This window comes from Sphingobium sp. 3R8, assembly GCF_020166615.1.
Classification (GTDB): domain Bacteria; phylum Pseudomonadota; class Alphaproteobacteria; order Sphingomonadales; family Sphingomonadaceae; genus Sphingobium; species Sphingobium bisphenolicum.
Map to the genome: position 1 here is coordinate 76,244 of NZ_JAIQXR010000020.1, position 15,536 is coordinate 91,779.

Sequence of the window (15,536 nt, forward strand, 5' to 3'; positions counted from 1 at the left end):
AACGGCCCAAGGCCGATCGCCATTATGATGCAAGGGATGCAACCCATGAAAACTCTCCTCCTCGGCGCAGCCGCCACGGCGCTGGCGCTGGCCGCCACCATGGCGCAGGCCGACCAGCCGGCGACACCTGCCGCAGCGCCAGCCGCCTCTCCCGCCACCGCCGGCAAGCCCACCTATGGCAGCTACGGCTTCGACGCTGCGGGCATGGATCCGTCGGTGAAGCCGGGCGACGATTTTTACGACTATGCCAATGGCACATGGGCGAAGAACACCCCGATCCCCGCCGACAAGTCCAATTATGGCGCGTTCAACACGCTGGACGACCTGTCGCGCACGCGGACCAGGGCGATATTGGAAAGCGCGCAGAAGGATAGCGGCAGCAAGATCGGCAACGCCTATGCCGCCTATATGGACGGCGCCACGGTCGAGGCGAAGGGACTGGCGCCGATCAAGCCCTGGCTGGACGAGGTCAGGGCCGTCACCGACCTGGCCGGCTATGCCAGGGTCGCGGCCAAGGGCGCCCGCGCCGGCGTGCCCGGCCCGTTCCGCTTCTATGTCGGGCAGGACGACAAGGACCCCGAAACCTATATCCTGTCGATGATGCAGGGCGGGCTGGGCCTGCCCGACCGCGACTATTATCTGGACCAGGGCGAGAAGATGGCGGCGATCCGCACCGCCTATGTCGCGCATCTGGAAAAGATGCTCACCCTGGCGGGCGAGAGCGACGCCAAGGCGCGCGCGGCGGCGCTGATGGCGTTCGAAACGGCGATTGCCAAGGTCCACTGGAGCCAGGTCGACAGTCGCGACGCCGACAAGACCTATAACAAGATGACGCTTGCCGACCTGCAGAAGGCCGCGCCCGGTTTCGACTTCGCGGCCTATTACAAAGCGAACGGGCTGACCCCCGCCAGCCTGCTGGTCGCCCAGCCCAGCGCCGTGACGGGTGAAGCCGCACTGATCGCCAAGACGCCGGTCGGCGTGCTGAAGGACGCGCTGCTGCTGGCCAGTCTGCACGCTTATGCCGACTATCTGCCCGACAGCATCGCCAATAGCGACTTCGCCTTCTACGGCACCACCCTGTCGGGCACGCCGGAGCGCGAGGAACGGTGGAAGCGCGGCGTCACCTTCCTCAAGGAATCGCTCGGCGAGGAAGTCGGCAAAGTCTATGTCGCCCAATATTTCCCGCCCGAAACCAAGGCGGCAATGGACGGGCTGGTCAAGAATGTCCTGACCGCCATGGGCCGCCGCATCGACGGCCTGCCATGGATGAGCGACACGGCCAAGGCGCGCGCGCACAAGAAGCTGGCCGCCTTCACCCCCAAGATCGGCTATCCCGACAAGTGGCGCGACTATGCGGGATTGGAGATCAGGCGCGACGACCTGCTGGGCAATGCACAGCGGTCGAACCAGTTCGAGTTCGACTATAATATCGGCAAGCTTGGCAAGCCCATCTATCGCTGGGAATGGGGCATGACCCCGATGGAGATCAACGCCTATGCCAATTTCGGCATGGTCGAGATCGTCTTCCCCGCCGCCATCCTGCAACCGCCCTTCTTCGATCCCAAGGCGGACCCGGCGGTCAATTATGGCGGCATCGGCGCGGTGATCGGCCATGAACTGAGCCATCATTTCGACGATCAGGGCGCGAAATATGACGAGACGGGCAAGCTCAACCAGTGGTGGACCGATCAGGACGTCGCCAATTTCAAGGCGCTGACCACGAAGCTGGGCACGCAATATGACGCCTATGAGCCCTTCCCCGGCGCGCATGTGAAGGGCGCCTTCACCATGGGCGAGAATATCGGCGACCTGGGTGGCCTGGCGGTCGCGCTCGACGCCTATCATGCTTCGCTGGGCGGCAAGCCGGCTCCGGTGATCGACGGCCTGACCGGCGACCAGCGCTTCTTCCTGGGCTGGGCGCAGGTATGGCGGCGCAATTATCGCGAGGCGAATCTGCGCCAGCGGCTGGTCACCGATCCGCACGCGCCGTCGCAATATCGCGCCGACATCGTCCGCAATTTCGACGCCTGGTATGATGCGTTCAAGCCAGCGCCGGGCGGCAAAATCTATCTGGCGCCCAAGGATCGCGTGAAAATCTGGTAAGACATGACGGTCGGCCCGGCGCATTTTACGAATCCGGGCCGATCTTCATTGTTGCCACTGCGAACAAGGCTGCGGCCAATGGCTTGTCACGCGAGACGAGCCGTTTTTGCGAGTCCCGTCATCTTCTGAATCGCACGATTCGCCGTTCGGCACTTTCTCACCCGGAACGATTTCAACAGTTTGGTCGTCTGTTCATCAGATTGTCACTAACAGGAGAAAAAAGTTGAAGGGTCTCAACACCAGCGCTTTTCTGAAAGCCGGCATCGCATCGATCGCGTTGTTCGCGGCGTATCCCGCGCTCGCACAAAGCCAGGCCGCCCCTGCGGCGCCTGCGACATCGGCAGCCCCGGCCGCTGGCGCCAGCAATTTCAGCGACAGCGATATCAAGCAGTTCGCCGCCGCCGCAGTGGAAGTGACCAAGATCCAGTCGGACGCCTCCATCGCCGAAGCCGACAAGCAGCCCAAGATGCTGGCCGCGTTGCAGGCATCGGGCCTGCCGCCCGAAAAGTTCAACCAGATCGGGCAGGCCGCAGCCGCCGATCCGGCGCTGCAGCAGCGCATCCAGGCCGCCGCGCCGCCGGCCCCCGCTGCGCCAGCCGCACCGGCAACCCCGGCCGCGTCGGCACAGCCGAGCCAGCCGCCGCAATGATCCGATAGCGAAGGGGCCGGTCGATGACCGGCCCTTTTCCTTGATGCCCGGCACGCCGGCTCGCCCGCATTGTTCCCATGATGGTAAAAAATATCGGGGGGTGACGACCGCTTATCCGCCCGTCTATCCTGCGCTCCATGCAGGAACTGGCTCTTTCCATCGTGCTGATCGGCATATTGGGGATTGGCGCACAATGGATCGCGTGGCGCACCGGCTGGCCCGCCATCGCGTTGATGCTGGCCGCTGGCGTGATCGGCGGTCCGGTCCTCCATCTCATCAACCCCGAACATGTGTTCGGCGAACTGCTGGAACCGATGGTGTCGGTGGCGGTCGCGCTGATCCTGTTCGAGGGCGGCCTCAGCCTCAACTTCCGCGAATTGCGCAAGACGGACGGCGCTGTGACCCGGCTGGTGTTGCTGGGATCACCGATCGGCTGGGTGCTGGGATCGCTGGCCTGCTATTATGTCGCCGGGCTGGTATGGCCCGTCGCAATCCTGTTCGCCGGCATATTGGTCGTCACCGGACCGACCGTCGTGCTGCCGCTGTTGCGCCAGTCCAATGTCGCGGCGCGACCCCGCGCGATCCTGAAATGGGAAGCGATCGTCAACGATCCGGTCGGCGCGCTGCTGGGCGTCGTCACCTATGAATATCTGCGCCGCGCGGGCGAAGGCGGCACATTGGCGTCGGTCATTCTGTCGCTGCTGGCCGCGGCGGTCATCGCCGGCCTGATCGGCTGGCTGGCCGCCCGCGCCGTCGGCTGGGCCTTCCCGCGCGGGCATGTGCCCGAATATCTCAAGGCTCCGGTGCTGCTGGTCGTGGTGATCGGCGTGTTCGTGGGATCGAACATGATCCAGCAGGAAACCGGGCTGCTGGCCGTCACCGTGATGGGCGTGGCGCTGGCCAATATGCGGCTCGATTCCCTGCGCGACATCCAGCCGTTTAAGGAAAATGTCACGGTCCTGCTGATTTCGGGCGTGTTCGTGATCCTCTCCGCCTCGCTCAATCTGGAGGTGCTGCGCCAGTTCGAATGGCGATTCCTGGCTTTCCTGCTCGCGCTGCTCTTCCTCGTCCGCCCGGCAACGGTGCTGCTGAGCCTCGCCTTTTCTCCCGTGCCGTGGAACGAGCGGCTGCTGGTCGCCTGGATCGCGCCACGAGGGATCGTTGCGGTGGCGATTTCGGGACTGTTCGCGTTGCGGCTCGATCGGCTGGGCTATAGCGACGGGTCGATTCTGGTCACCCTGTCCTTTGCCGTGGTGGTGGCGACCATCCTGTTCCACGGATTTTCGATCAAGGCGGTCGCACGCCTGCTGAAGGTTACGGGCGCGTCGGAACAGGGACTGTTGATCGTGGGGGCCACGCCCTTCACCCTCGGCCTTGCCGCACAGTTGCGCCAACTGGAGGTGCCGGTGACGATCGCCGACACGAGCTGGCAGAGGCTGGCGCCTGCCCGGCACCAGGGCATCCCCACCTATCATGGCGAGATATTGTCGGAAGCGACTGAAGAACGGCTGGACCTGACCCAGTTCCAGGTGCTGGCGGCCGCGACCGACAACGAGGCCTATAACGCGCTGGTGTGCAACGAGTTCGCGCCGGAAATCGGGCGCGACAATGTCCATCAGTTGGGCGACGCCAGCGACGATCATGATCCGCGCAGCCTGCCCGAATCGCTGCGCGGGCGGGCGCTGTTCGCGTCAGGCCATGGCGTGGAGGACATCATGCAGCGCGAGGAACAGGGCTGGACCTTCCGCAAGACGCGGATCAGCGAGCAGTTCGACTATGATGCCGCGCGCGCGGCGCTGCCGCCGGATGGCGACATGCTGCTGCTGTTGCGCAAGACCGGGGCGCTGCGCTTCTTCACCCATGCCTCACGTCCCACGCCCCAATATGGCGACACGATCCTGTCCTATGTGCCGCCCGCCCAGCCCCGGCGACAAGGAGAGGAAGAATGAGAAGATTTACCCAGGCTCCGATCCTCCTATGTGCGGCGCTCGCCGCCTGCCAGCCACCCGCGCAGACACCCGCGGCCGATGCGGTGAACGAGGCCGACAATGCCGCCAATGCCGTCGCAGGGAATGGCGGGGATAATGGCGCCGAACCGCAACGGTCGATCCTGCGTCCCGAAGTCGTGCCCGAGTCCGAAGCGCCGAAGATCGAGCCGGAAGAGGCGGTGATCGGCTTCGGCGCGTCGCCCATGGCGCTGGATGAGACGGCGAAGGCGACACTGGAAACGCTGCTCTCCGGCGCGGCGATGAAGGCCGGCGGCCCGATCATATTGCGCGGCCATAGCGATTCGCGCGGGGCCGATGGCGACAACAAGGTCGCGTCCCGCATCCGCGCCGAAAAGGTCCGGGACTATCTGGTCGACAAGGGCGTGGACAAGGCGCGCATCACCCTGATCGCGCTGGGCGAGGCCCGCCCGATCGCCCCCAATGCGAAGGAGGACGGCAGCGACGATCCCGACGGCCGGGCGAAGAATCGCCGGGTCGAGGTGACGGTCGCGCTCCCGACCGTCATCGTGCCGCCGCCGGTGGTGCCGAACGCGGCCGAGGCGGCAAAGCCATAGATTTGGCCACCTTGCTGGCTTAAGGGACCGACATGACATCCCCCGTCTGGCACCCCTTCACCCAACATGGCCTGAATGAGCCGATACCCCATGTCGTGCGGGCGCAAGGCGCGCTGCTGCACCTGGCCGACGGCGGCACGCTGATCGACGCGATTTCGAGCTGGTGGGTGACCACCCATGGCCATTGCCATCCGCGCATCGCCGCCGCCATCGCCGCGCAGGCGGGGCAACTCGATCAGCTGATCTTCGCGGGCTACACCCATGATCCGGCCGAAACGGTGGCGCGGGGGCTGATCGATCTGGCGCCCCGCGCCGAAGGACAGCCGGCACTGGCCCATATCTTCTATTCCGACAGCGGCTCGACCGCGGTCGAGGTCGCGCTCAAGATGGCGCTGGGCTATTGGCACAATCTGGCGCTGGACGGGTTGGCGACGGAAGAATCGGGGGGGCCGCGCAGCCGCATCCTGGTGCTGGAGCATAGCTATCATGGCGACACGATCGGCGCGATGTCGATCGGCGAGCGCGGCGTTTATAACGCCGCCTGGCAGCCCTTGCTGTTCGATGTCGGCACCATCCCCTTTCCCGCGCCCGGTCGCGAGCGGGTCTGCCTCGAAGCACTCGACGACGCCTGCGCCGACAAGCCCGCCGCCTTCATCGTCGAACCGCTGATATTGGGCGCTGGCGGGATGCTGATCTATCCCGCAGCCGTGCTGCGCGAGATGGCCGCGATCTGCCGCCGCCATGGCGTGTTGTTCATCGCCGACGAGGTGATGACCGGCTGGGGCCGCACCGGCACCCTCTTCGCCTGCGAACAGGCGGGCGTCGTGCCGGACATCATGGCGGTGGCTAAGGGTATCACCGGCGGCGCGATCCCGCTGGCGGCGACCCTGGCGACCGCCCCGATTTTCGATGCGCATCGATCGACCGACCGCGCCCGGCTGTTCTATCATTCGTCCAGCTACACCGCCAACGCCATCGCCTGCGCCGCCGCAGTCGCCAATCTGGCGATCTGGCGCGAGGAGGATGTGCTGGGTCGCATCGCCGCGCTGGCGCAGGGAATCGCGAAGCGACTCGAACGGCTTGCTAGACACCCCGCCTTCGCCAACCCGCGGCAGCTGGGCGCGATCGCCGCGATCGACCTCATCGCCGCCGATGCGGGCTATCTGTCCGATCTGGCGCCGCGCCTGCGTGCCTTCTTCCTGGAACGCGGCCTCTTGCTAAGGCCGCTGGGCAACACCATTTACCTGATGCCGCCCTATTGCCTGGACGAAGATCAGCTCGATCGACTCTTCCTGGCGCTCGCCGCAGCAGGCGATCATTTCGGCGAATAAACCCTTGGCTTTCAATTTCCGCAATTTGGCGCTATGGCGGCGCGATTTTGCGAATTCGGGATAATATGGCTAAAGAAGAACTGCTTGAAATGCGCGGACAGGTTGTGGAGCTTCTCCCCAACGCCATGTTCCGTGTCCGGCTTGAAAATGACCACGAGATTCTCGGCCACACCGCCGGCAAGATGCGCAAGAATCGCATCCGCGTGCTGGTGGGCGACGAAGTGCTTGTCGAGCTGACCCCCTACGACCTGACCAAGGGTCGGATCACGTACCGCTTCAAATAAGCCGCTTGTTCATGCGGCTTATTCTTGCTTCGGCTTCTCCCAGACGGCGTGACCTTCTGGGACAGATCGGCGTCGTCCCCGATGCCGTCGATCCCGCCGATATCGACGAAACGCCCCTGAAAGCCGAACGGCCTGCCGCTTACGCCGCGCGCGTCGCGGCTGAAAAGGGCGTGGCTGTGGCCGCGCGCCATCCCGGCGCGCTGGTCCTGTCGGGCGATACCGTGGTGGCCGTGGGGCGCCGCATCCTGCCCAAGGCGGAAAGCGAGGCGGAGGCGCGCGCCTGCCTGGCCTTGCTGTCCGGACGGCGGCACCGGGTGCTGAGCGCGATCACGCTGATCGATGGCGAGGGACGCGCGCGGCATCGCCTGTCGGACAATATCGTCATCTTCAAGCGGCTGGAGCAGCCCGAGATCGACGCCTATATCGCCAGCGACGAATGGCGCGGCAAGGCAGGCGGCTATGCGATACAGGGCCGCGCCGCGGGCCTCATCCGCACCATCATGGGCAGCCACAGCGCGATCATGGGCCTGCCGCTTTACGAAACCCGCACGCTGCTCAAGGCAGCGGGCTATCTATCCGACTAGGAACGCAAATGGCCGAATGGCTCTATGAAGAAGGCATTGGCGAGGCGCGGGCCGCGTTGATCGAGAAGGGCAAGCTGGTCGAGGCCCTGATCGAGCGCGAGGGCGACGCCGTCCGTCCGGGCGCCGTGGCGCAGGGCCGCTTGGTCGCCACCATCATTCCCAAGAAGCGCGGTATCGTGCGGCTGATTTCGGGCGAGGAAGTGCTGCTGGAGCCGATCCCGCCCCGGCTGGCCGAAGGCGCCAACGTCCTCGTCGAAATCATCCGCGAAGCGATCGCAGAAGAAGGCCGCCCCAAGCGCGCCAAGGGCCGCATGCCCCAGCCGGGCGCCAAGCCCCATGCCGGCCCCAGCCTGTTGCAGCGCATTCGCGCCACCGGCGTGCCGGTCGTCCCCTGTCCCGCGCATGAGGAAGACCGACTGGAGGCGCATGGCTGGAGCGAGCTGATGGACGAGGCGACGAGCGGCGAGGTCGGCGCTGAAGACGCCGCCCTGCGCCTGTACCTGACGCCCGCCATGCTGCTGATCGACGTCGACGGATCGCTGCCGCCCGCGCAGCTTGGCCCCAAGGGCGCGAAGCTGGCGGCGCAGACGGTGCGGCGCATGGGGCTTTCCGGTTCCATCGGCATCGACCTGCCGACGATGAACAACAAGGACGAACGGATGGTCGCCGCCGCCCAGATCGACAAATATCTGCCGCTGCCGTTCGAGCGTACGGCGGTCAACGGCTTCGGCTTCCTCCAGATCATCCGCCGCCGCGAGCGCGCCAATCTGATGGAGATAGTGCGCGAAGATGCGGTGCTGACCGCCGCGCTGGCGCTCCTGCGCCGGGCCGAACGCCATGGGCAGGGCGGCGCGGCCACCATCACCGCCATGCCCGCGATCATCGACCTGTTGCACAAGCGGCAGGACTGGATCGAGCAACTGGCCAAGCGCCGGGGCGGCGCGATCACCTTGCAGGCGGATGCGGCGCTGGCTCTGGCGGGCGGCCATGTCGCCTAAGGCGTCGTCCAAGCCCGGCGCCTGCCCGGTCTGCGGCCAGCCCGCCCAGCCCGCCACGCGCCCCTTTTGCAGCGCCGCCTGCCGCGACCGCGACCTGCTGCAATGGCTGGGCGAAGGCTATCGCGTGCCGGGCCAGCCCGTTGATGAAGCGGCACAAAAAAACGGCAATTATGGGCTGGACAGCGAGCCGGATTGACGCTTATAGGCACGCCTCCATCCGGCGGATGCCTCCCGCCGAAGACCCGTGCCCGGGTAGCTCAGTTGGTAGAGCATGCGATTGAAAATCGCAGTGTCGGCGGTTCGAATCCGTCCCCGGGCACCATTTCCCTGTTTTTTCATGCCCATAGCCGTCCGGAATCGACGGTACATTTTTAGTGGTTTGCGGTATCTGGTCCACCCTCGTCCGGGCACGTACCTTGTCACCTGGATGCGCCCACGGTATTTTTCACGGCATTGAAATCGGGAAAACATCGTCATGCTCACAGATGCCGCCATTCGCAAAGTCGGGCTCCGCGAGAAGCCGTTCAAGGTCGGTGACATGCACGGGCTCTATCTACTCGTGAATCCGAATGGCGCCCGCTACTGGCGCTGGAACTTCTCGCATCGCGGCAAACGGCAGACCCTGTCCCTCGGCGTTTATCCCGAAGTTTCGCTCAAGGAGGCTAGGGAGAAGCGCACGGAAGCCAGCAAGCTGCTCGAACGTGGCACAAACCCATCCACCCATAAAAAGCTTGCACGCGCCCTAGCGCTGAATGGCGGAACAAGTTTTGGCGAAGTGGCGCGGGAATGGCTTGCCAAGCTGGAAGCCGAAGGGCGCTCGAAAGCCACGATGGACAAGATGCGCTGGCTCCTGCGCTATGCCGAGCCGATCATCGGTGAGCGGCCGATTGGCGAACTGACCGCGCCGGAAGTCCTCGCTGTCCTGCGCACGGTCGAGGTGAAGGGTCGTTACGAATCGGCAAGGCGGCTGCGAACCACCTGCGGCAGCATTATACGTTACGCCATCGCCACCGGCCGCGCGCAACGCGACGTCACCGCCGATTTGCAAGGTGCCCTCATTACACCCAAGGTCACGCATCGTGCTGCCATTACCGACCCTGGCGGGGTTGGGGAGCTTCTTCGGGCGCTGTGGGGCTACGAGGGCCAGCCCTCTGTCGGAATTGCGCTCAAGGTCGGGATCCACACCTTTGTCCGGCCCGGCGAGCTACGTCATGCCGAATGGAGCGAGTTCGACCCGGATCTCGCTATCTGGACGATCCCGGCGGAGAAGATGAAAATGGGACGCGAACATCGCGTGCCGCTGTCGACCCAGGTGATGGACCTGCTCGAAGCGCTCTATCCTATCAGCGGACATTCCAGATATCTGTTCCCGAGCATTCGTGATGCGAGACGGCCGATGTCGGAGAACACCGTCAACGCAGCGCTCCGGCGGCTGGGCTATGACAAGGCGCAGATGACCGGACACGGCTTTCGCGCGACCGCCAGCACCCTGCTCAACGAAAGCCGCAAATGGCATCCGGATGCAATCGAACGGCAATTGGCCCATGTCGAAAACAACGATGTTCGACGCGCCTATCTGCGCGGGGAGCATTGGAACGAGCGGGTGAAAATGATGCAATATTGGAGCGACTATCTCGATCAGCTCCGAGCGGCTGAAAAAGTTATCAAGGCGCGCTTCGGCAGACGTTGATGGCGTACCGTGTGCCAAGACATGGTGGTGAGTTTCTAGAATTCTGAGTAGAATGGCTGATCTTTTAGAGGAGGGGTGGTGACAGAACAAATGCAACCGTCGGCCAGCCGCGTCCTTTGGTGCCTTCTGGGCGCATTGTTAGGCGGCGGCGGCGCAGCCATTGCGCTTATTGTTGCAGGGAATTTGAAGTCCTGGGGCTGGAGCTATCCTGATTTAGCAGCCACCCTTCTTGCCGCTGTAGCTTTGATCATCACAGTTTTAGGTGTCGGACTCGCTATCGCAGCCTTCTGGGGTTTTGATCAGGTCAGGGGCGCATCTGAGAAGGCGGCTAAGAAAGCTGCAAAAAAGGTGGCAATCGAAGAAGTGGAGCGCCACATGGAACAGGCGCAAATCCGCGATTATTTGAAGAGGGAGGCTGAGAAAATTCTCGATTCTGCAACCATTGCTGAGCTGATACAGAGTCGGGTAGATTCCGTCCTTTTCGGTGGTGGAAGAAGTGATGACCTCGCAGCCGACGACGATAGTTCGTCGGATGAAGGCCGAGAGGTGCTTAAATGACTGTAAGCCGAGAATGGAGCAATTTGCCTGCGAAATTGCGAGCAGCGGTTGAACAGCATCAAGCGGAGGCACCCGTTGATCTTGCTGCGTTGGCGAGAGGCTTCGGTCTGAGCGTTAAGGCGGCGACCCTGGCCCCTGGCATTTCAGGTGAGATCAGACCGGAAGGCAATAGCTTTGTAATCCGTGTAAACCGCCATGACGCCGCAGTTCGGCAAAGATTTACGGTGGCGCATGAGATCGCACATTTTTTGCTTCACCAATCCGAAATCGGTAAAGGTATTACCGATGACGTTCTCTACCGATCGAGCTTATCCAGCAAAATAGAAGCTGAAGCGAATAGGCTGGCGGCTGACATACTTATGCCAGATCACCTTGTTCAGAGGATCAAGGCGAATAGTGAGGTCTTGAATATCAATGATATTCCGCTGCATCTTTCAAAGCGATTTGGTGTATCCGAATCTGCAATGAAAATTAAGCTTGGGCTATAAACTGGGGGATGCATGGCTCTTCGTAATTTGGATGAGATTCCGTATCTTCCCCTTTTGTCTCTCTATCCCGCAGAAATGCGAGCCCTTGAAGAGCTACCGGGTCAGACCAAGGATGCATTGCTTCCAATAGTCCATCTTAGGCCATGGAGCAGTTCCCATAATCTAGATCGTGGCCTCGAACGTTTGGCGCTTGCCTATGGAGAGCGGCCCTGCGTCATTTCACTTGCTGATCCAGACAGCAAGGACGCAGTCAGGCCGGTCCATCATCAACTCAATGCCTTGCGGCAGCCAGCAGAAGCCTATGCCAACTGGTGCGCATTTATTGAAGTGCATCCTAACTTCATTCCAGCTGTACAGCTTCAACACACCGCAGAATTACCCGCTCAAGTGCAGTGCCTGCACAAGCTCGGCCGTGGGCTGTTTGTCATCGTTCCAAAACTAGCTTTTGGAGCGCTTGATCTTTTGGCGGCGACAATCGCGGCCAATAGCGACGGCGGGCGGGACGTCATATTCGTATTGGATTTCGGCCGGGCCAGTCGCGATCATCTGCAGGCTGCCGCAATCTGCGTAGGATATATAAATTCCATTCTGAGTCGGGCACCGGCCGCCCGCGTTTCAATTTCCGCTTCTTCGTTTCCTGAAGGGTTCAAAGACCTGACAGAGCAGGCGATCTATGAGCGCCTGCTGTTCAACGAGGTTAGGGGCCAGATCGACACGAGGAGCCTGATCTACAGCGATAGAGGTAGCGTCAGAGCAGAAAAGCAGCTCGGAGGTGGCGGAACTCCAGCCCCGCGCATCGACTATCCTTTGCAAGATAACTGGAAATTTTTTCGATCAGATGACTTTGGATTTGCCGCATATCAGTCCCAAGCCTCGGCCTTGATGCGCGACACAAGCTGTTGGGACCCGACGTTGCGTGTGTGGGGGACGCAAATGATCGAGCGAACCGCCGCCGGAGACATGTCGGCGATCTCAAACCCGAACAAAGCGACTGCGGCCAGGGTAAACCTTCATCTGCAAGTGCAGTGCTTCTACGGTGATCCTGGAGCCGCGAGGGATACCGAGGAAGACTGGGACCTCTAAGCCGTCAGCATGAAATTTGATCGAAAGTTGTCGGTCCAGCTTTGCCAGAAATCCGCCTGCTGTTGTGCGACAGCACGGCGCCGAACTCGCTCCTCCGAGAACCTGCTGAGCAGCGTCAGATCCTGTGCACGGATCTTGCGCCGAGCCACAGCACGCCAAAATGTCTCGCTGGTCGGATTATAACGCTGCTCAAACGCTTTGGTAAAAGCGCTACGAATCACCGCGTCGCTTAAACCTGCGCTGCTTGGACGCTGAGCGTTCGGGCGATATACCAAGCGCTCAATTTCAGCCTGGGTCAGCAAATTCATGTAAGCCGGAGCAGCAATCTTGTTAGCGCGCCCGTGATGCACGGGGACAATGCCGCCGTCCTTGGTCACAGTCCAAAGCGATGCGCCGCACAAATCCTCCGCCACCAAGCGCTTTAGATGCCGTTCCGCTACAACCAGGACAACTTGGTCAAAGTGCAGCGCATAGCCTGCCATCTGAGAGGGAACGCGCTTCAGCGTATCGGTGGCGCTTTTGATCTCAACACCGATAAATTCGTCCGCCAGAATTGCGAGATCGGCGCGCACTGACGCATTTCCTAAAGTGAACTCACTTGTAACCGTTGGCTTTTTTCCTCGCGGGGCAACGGACCGGAGGTGGTTGAGAACAGCTGCTTTGATCTGAGCTTCATCCATCCATAGCCTCCTTGCAATGAACGCGGCCTCAAATGCATTCCGAGAGGTATGTCAAGCGATGCAGACGTCATCATTGAAACATGATGATCCATTTCCTGTGACTTGCAACTAATCGATATCCACGCCCAAGGGCTGACAAGGACAAAAATCCATGGCGTGCCCCGGTGGGACCGCGCTCTATGGCGCTGTGCGCCACCGAGCCTGCGCTGCGCTTGTCTCGTCCCTGCCGGGTGACGATCGCTCACGCGTGCCGGTCACTGACCGGCCAGCGGCCATCGCGCCGGGCGCGATGAGGCTGTTGCGGCTCCGAACAAGCGGGGTGGGCGTCCCTCTCCTCTAGTCCCGCCGCGGCGTGCCGCAAGCCGCGCTGCGCGCGGCTCCTCCACTTGCGTTCCGGCCTTTCAGGTGCGGCCCGCCTTGTTCGGCGGGACTGCCGGATCGCTCCTGCCGCCCACCCCGCCGTCCGGGGCCGGTGCGCTGTAAAGAAGGAGTAGAAAGACATGGAACTCAAGCATATCGACATCGCCTGCCTCTCGGTCTCGCCCGCCAACATGCGCGGCGTGAAGAAGCAACCCGACCTCACCAACATCCTGCCATCCGTGCGGGCGCGGGGCATACTCGTGCCGCTGATCGTGCGAGCAGGAGCCTGTCCCGAGCCGGTCGAGGGAGGATCGCCCACCACCTATGAGATCGTAGCAGGCAAGCGACGCTATCATGCCGCCCTTGCCGTGGCGCAGGAGAACGGCGGCATCGATCCACTGCCGTGCGCGGTCATGGAAGCAGGCGACGATGCCGCCGCGCTCGAAGCCTCGCTGATCGAGAATATCGCCCGGCTCGATCCCGACGAGGTGACCCGCTGGGAGAGTTTCACCCGTCTGGTCAAGGAAGGCCGTTCGCCCGACGACATAGCGCTGACCTTTGGCCTGACATCCCTGCAGGTGAAGCGGACGCTGGCGCTGGGCAATCTGCTGCCACGTATCCGCACCCTCTATCGCAATGGGGCTATCGACGCCGTCACCGTCCGGCACCTGACCCTTGCGTCCCGGCCAAGGCAGCGCGAATGGCTGGCCCTGCTGGACGATGGCAGCGCCTATGCGCCCACCGGCCACGCGCTCAAAAGCTGGCTGATGGGCGGTCAAGCCATCGCCCCCGGCAAGGCGCTGTTCGACCTGTCCCTTCACTCAGGCGAAATCGTCGCAGACCTGTTCGGTGAGGACAGCTATTTTGCCGATGCGACCCAGTTCTGGCAGGCGCAGGAGGACGCGATCAATACGCTGGCGGATGACTATCGCGAGGCCGGATGGGCCGATGTCCTTGTCTTGGCCCGCGGCGAAACCTTCCATCATTGGGAGCACGTCCATTGCCCGAAGAAAAAGGGAGGCCGCATCTATATCACGGTCGGCCATGGCGGCGACGTAGCGGTCCATGAGGGCTATATCAGCCAGAAGGAAGCACGACGTCTGGAACGCGGCGACGTGCTGGAAAAGCCGGTCCGCCCCGAACTCTCCACCCCCTTGGCGAGCTATGTCGACCTGCATCGGCATGCCGCCGTGCGGGCGAAGGTGGCGACTGCGCCGACCATCGCCCTGCGGGTCATGGTCGCCCACGCGATCAGCGGCAGCAGCCTGTGGCGGGTGGATGTGGCATTCCAGCGGGGCGCGACCGACGCGATCAGCGAGAGCGTCGAGACCTGTGCATCGGAAACAGCGTTCGATAGCGAACGGCGCATCGCGCTCGACCTGCTTGGCCTCGATCCCGACACCCCGACCGTCACCGGCCATCGCTATGATCGCGACATCAACGCCCTGTTCGCGCGACTACTGGCCATGGATGACCCCACCGTCATGGGCATTTTTGCCGTGGTGATGGCCGAGACGCTGGAGCCGGGATCAGCGATGATCGAGACGCTGGGCCGGGAACTGGACGTCAATATGGCGAGCGTATGGGAAACCGATAACACGCTGCTCGACCTCATCCGTGACCGCGAAGTGATGAACCATGTCCTTGCCGATGTGGCAGGCGCCGACATAGCCGAGGCTAATGCCAAGGCGACGGTCAAGGTACAGCGGGGGATCGTCCATGACTGCCTCACCGGCAGCAATGGGCGCGGACAAATCGAGGGCTGGGTGCCACGCTGGATGCAGTTTCCGCCCAGCGCCTATACGACGCGCGGCGGGGTCGGCAGCGTCGAGAAGGCGCTGGACCTATCTGCCCGCGAGGAGCAGCAGCAAGCGGACGCAGCGCTCACAGCAGAGCCCGAACCGGAACGACAGGCTGCATGATCCCACCCATGGCTGGCGGCGATCGTGCCGCCAGCCATCCTTCTTTCCTGATCCGCCCCTGCCGATTTTTTGCTTGGCATGGGCGTAATTTGCCGCAAGGCTTGGCCCCATGAAATCGATCACGGACAAGGATGTGACCCTGCCGCTGGCCAAGCGCCGCGAACTGGATTTCGTGGTCGAGACGCTGCGCGACGGCTTTGCCACCGCGACGGCCAAGAAGTGCCACGAGAAATACCGGCAGGG

The 15,536-nt window shown here is 62.8% G+C and carries 15 protein-coding genes and 1 tRNA gene; 15 read left to right on the forward strand and 1 reads right to left on the reverse strand.

The annotated features are described in order from the left end of the window. Nucleotides 1-45: 45 nt before the first annotated feature. The 14 genes from K9B33_RS17730 (at nt 46) to K9B33_RS17795 (ending at nt 12,331) form a co-directional block, all read left to right on the forward strand. Nucleotides 46-2,103, forward strand: coding sequence for a M13 family metallopeptidase (locus tag K9B33_RS17730; protein WP_224550397.1), 2,058 nt, complete (start codon nt 46-48; stop codon nt 2,101-2,103). 223 nt (nt 2,104-2,326) lie between these two features. Further along, nucleotides 2,327-2,752, forward strand: a complete 426-nt coding sequence (locus K9B33_RS17735) for a DUF4168 domain-containing protein (protein WP_224550398.1) — start codon at nt 2,327-2,329, stop codon at nt 2,750-2,752. Between the two features lie 137 nt (nt 2,753-2,889). Next, entirely contained in the window at nt 2,890-4,701 is a 1,812-nt protein-coding gene (locus K9B33_RS17740) for a cation:proton antiporter (RefSeq protein ID WP_224550399.1), read from the forward strand. Further along, on the forward strand, nt 4,698-5,315 hold the full coding sequence (locus K9B33_RS17745; RefSeq protein WP_224550400.1) for an OmpA family protein: 618 nt from the start codon (nt 4,698-4,700) through the stop codon (nt 5,313-5,315). The genes K9B33_RS17740 and K9B33_RS17745 overlap by 4 nt, the downstream gene beginning before the upstream one ends. Before the next feature lie 32 nt (nt 5,316-5,347). Next, complete coding sequence (locus K9B33_RS17750) at nt 5,348-6,646, forward strand: adenosylmethionine--8-amino-7-oxononanoate transaminase (protein ID WP_224550401.1); 1,299 nt, start codon at nt 5,348-5,350, stop codon at nt 6,644-6,646. Between the two features lie 65 nt (nt 6,647-6,711). Next, entirely contained in the window at nt 6,712-6,930 is a 219-nt protein-coding gene (gene infA / locus K9B33_RS17755; protein WP_003049127.1) for a translation initiation factor IF-1, read from the forward strand. 11 nt (nt 6,931-6,941) lie between these two features. Beyond that, nucleotides 6,942-7,514, forward strand: a complete 573-nt coding sequence (locus K9B33_RS17760; protein WP_224550402.1) for a Maf family protein — start codon at nt 6,942-6,944, stop codon at nt 7,512-7,514. An 8-nt stretch (nt 7,515-7,522) separates the two neighbouring features. Further along, nucleotides 7,523-8,512, forward strand: a complete 990-nt coding sequence (locus K9B33_RS17765) for a ribonuclease (protein ID WP_224550403.1) — start codon at nt 7,523-7,525, stop codon at nt 8,510-8,512. Further along, nucleotides 8,502-8,708, forward strand: coding sequence for a DNA gyrase inhibitor YacG (locus K9B33_RS17770; RefSeq protein ID WP_224550404.1), 207 nt, complete (start codon nt 8,502-8,504; stop codon nt 8,706-8,708). Before K9B33_RS17765 ends, K9B33_RS17770 begins: the two co-directional genes overlap by 11 nt. Before the next feature lie 50 nt (nt 8,709-8,758). Continuing rightward, a tRNA-Phe gene (locus K9B33_RS17775) sits at nt 8,759-8,834 on the forward strand. Nucleotides 8,835-8,987: 153 nt separating this feature from the next. Continuing rightward, nucleotides 8,988-10,202: a tyrosine-type recombinase/integrase gene (locus K9B33_RS17780; protein WP_224550405.1), complete on the forward strand. Its 1,215-nt coding sequence runs from the start codon at nt 8,988-8,990 to the stop codon at nt 10,200-10,202. A 78-nt stretch (nt 10,203-10,280) separates the two neighbouring features. Continuing rightward, on the forward strand, nt 10,281-10,760 hold the full coding sequence (locus K9B33_RS17785; protein ID WP_224550406.1) for a hypothetical protein: 480 nt from the start codon (nt 10,281-10,283) through the stop codon (nt 10,758-10,760). Between the two features lie 23 nt (nt 10,761-10,783). Beyond that, nucleotides 10,784-11,248, forward strand: a complete 465-nt coding sequence (locus tag K9B33_RS17790; protein WP_224550407.1) for an ImmA/IrrE family metallo-endopeptidase — start codon at nt 10,784-10,786, stop codon at nt 11,246-11,248. A gap of 12 nt (nt 11,249-11,260) precedes the next feature. Next, nucleotides 11,261-12,331: a beta family protein gene (locus K9B33_RS17795; RefSeq protein ID WP_224550408.1), complete on the forward strand. Its 1,071-nt coding sequence runs from the start codon at nt 11,261-11,263 to the stop codon at nt 12,329-12,331. Here the strand turns inward: K9B33_RS17795 and K9B33_RS17800 are convergent. After that, the gene (locus K9B33_RS17800) at nt 12,328-13,011 is read right to left on the reverse strand and encodes a sce7726 family protein (protein WP_224550409.1); all 684 of its coding nucleotides are present in this window, start codon (nt 13,009-13,011) and stop codon (nt 12,328-12,330) included. The genes K9B33_RS17795 and K9B33_RS17800 overlap by 4 nt on opposite strands. A gap of 500 nt (nt 13,012-13,511) precedes the next feature. Between K9B33_RS17800 and K9B33_RS17805 the strand changes: the two genes are divergently transcribed. Then, nucleotides 13,512-15,293 carry a ParB/RepB/Spo0J family partition protein gene (locus K9B33_RS17805; RefSeq protein ID WP_224550410.1) on the forward strand — a complete coding sequence of 594 codons (1,782 nt, stop codon included), beginning with the start codon at nt 13,512-13,514 and terminating at the stop codon, nt 15,291-15,293. Nucleotides 15,294-15,536: the final 243 nt, after the last annotated feature.

What these genes read in the sequence shown, in the direction of transcription:
- K9B33_RS17730 (WP_224550397.1), top strand. Translation starts at nt 46, where the DNA reads ATGAAAACTCTCCTCCTCGGCGCAGCCGCCACGGCGCTGGCGCTGGCC.
- K9B33_RS17740 (WP_224550399.1), top strand. Translation starts at nt 2,890, where the DNA reads ATGCAGGAACTGGCTCTTTCCATCGTGCTGATCGGCATATTGGGGATT.
- K9B33_RS17745 (WP_224550400.1), top strand. Translation starts at nt 4,698, where the DNA reads ATGAGAAGATTTACCCAGGCTCCGATCCTCCTATGTGCGGCGCTCGCC.
- K9B33_RS17750 (WP_224550401.1), top strand. Translation starts at nt 5,348, where the DNA reads ATGACATCCCCCGTCTGGCACCCCTTCACCCAACATGGCCTGAATGAG.
- infA (WP_003049127.1), top strand. Translation starts at nt 6,712, where the DNA reads ATGGCTAAAGAAGAACTGCTTGAAATGCGCGGACAGGTTGTGGAGCTT.
- K9B33_RS17760 (WP_224550402.1), top strand. Translation starts at nt 6,942, where the DNA reads ATGCGGCTTATTCTTGCTTCGGCTTCTCCCAGACGGCGTGACCTTCTG.
- K9B33_RS17765 (WP_224550403.1), top strand. Translation starts at nt 7,523, where the DNA reads ATGGCCGAATGGCTCTATGAAGAAGGCATTGGCGAGGCGCGGGCCGCG.
- K9B33_RS17770 (WP_224550404.1), top strand. Translation starts at nt 8,502, where the DNA reads ATGTCGCCTAAGGCGTCGTCCAAGCCCGGCGCCTGCCCGGTCTGCGGC.
- K9B33_RS17780 (WP_224550405.1), top strand. Translation starts at nt 8,988, where the DNA reads ATGCTCACAGATGCCGCCATTCGCAAAGTCGGGCTCCGCGAGAAGCCG.
- K9B33_RS17795 (WP_224550408.1), top strand. Translation starts at nt 11,261, where the DNA reads ATGGCTCTTCGTAATTTGGATGAGATTCCGTATCTTCCCCTTTTGTCT.
- K9B33_RS17800 (WP_224550409.1), bottom strand. Translation starts at nt 13,011, where the DNA reads ATGGATGAAGCTCAGATCAAAGCAGCTGTTCTCAACCACCTCCGGTCC.
- K9B33_RS17805 (WP_224550410.1), top strand. Translation starts at nt 13,512, where the DNA reads ATGGAACTCAAGCATATCGACATCGCCTGCCTCTCGGTCTCGCCCGCC.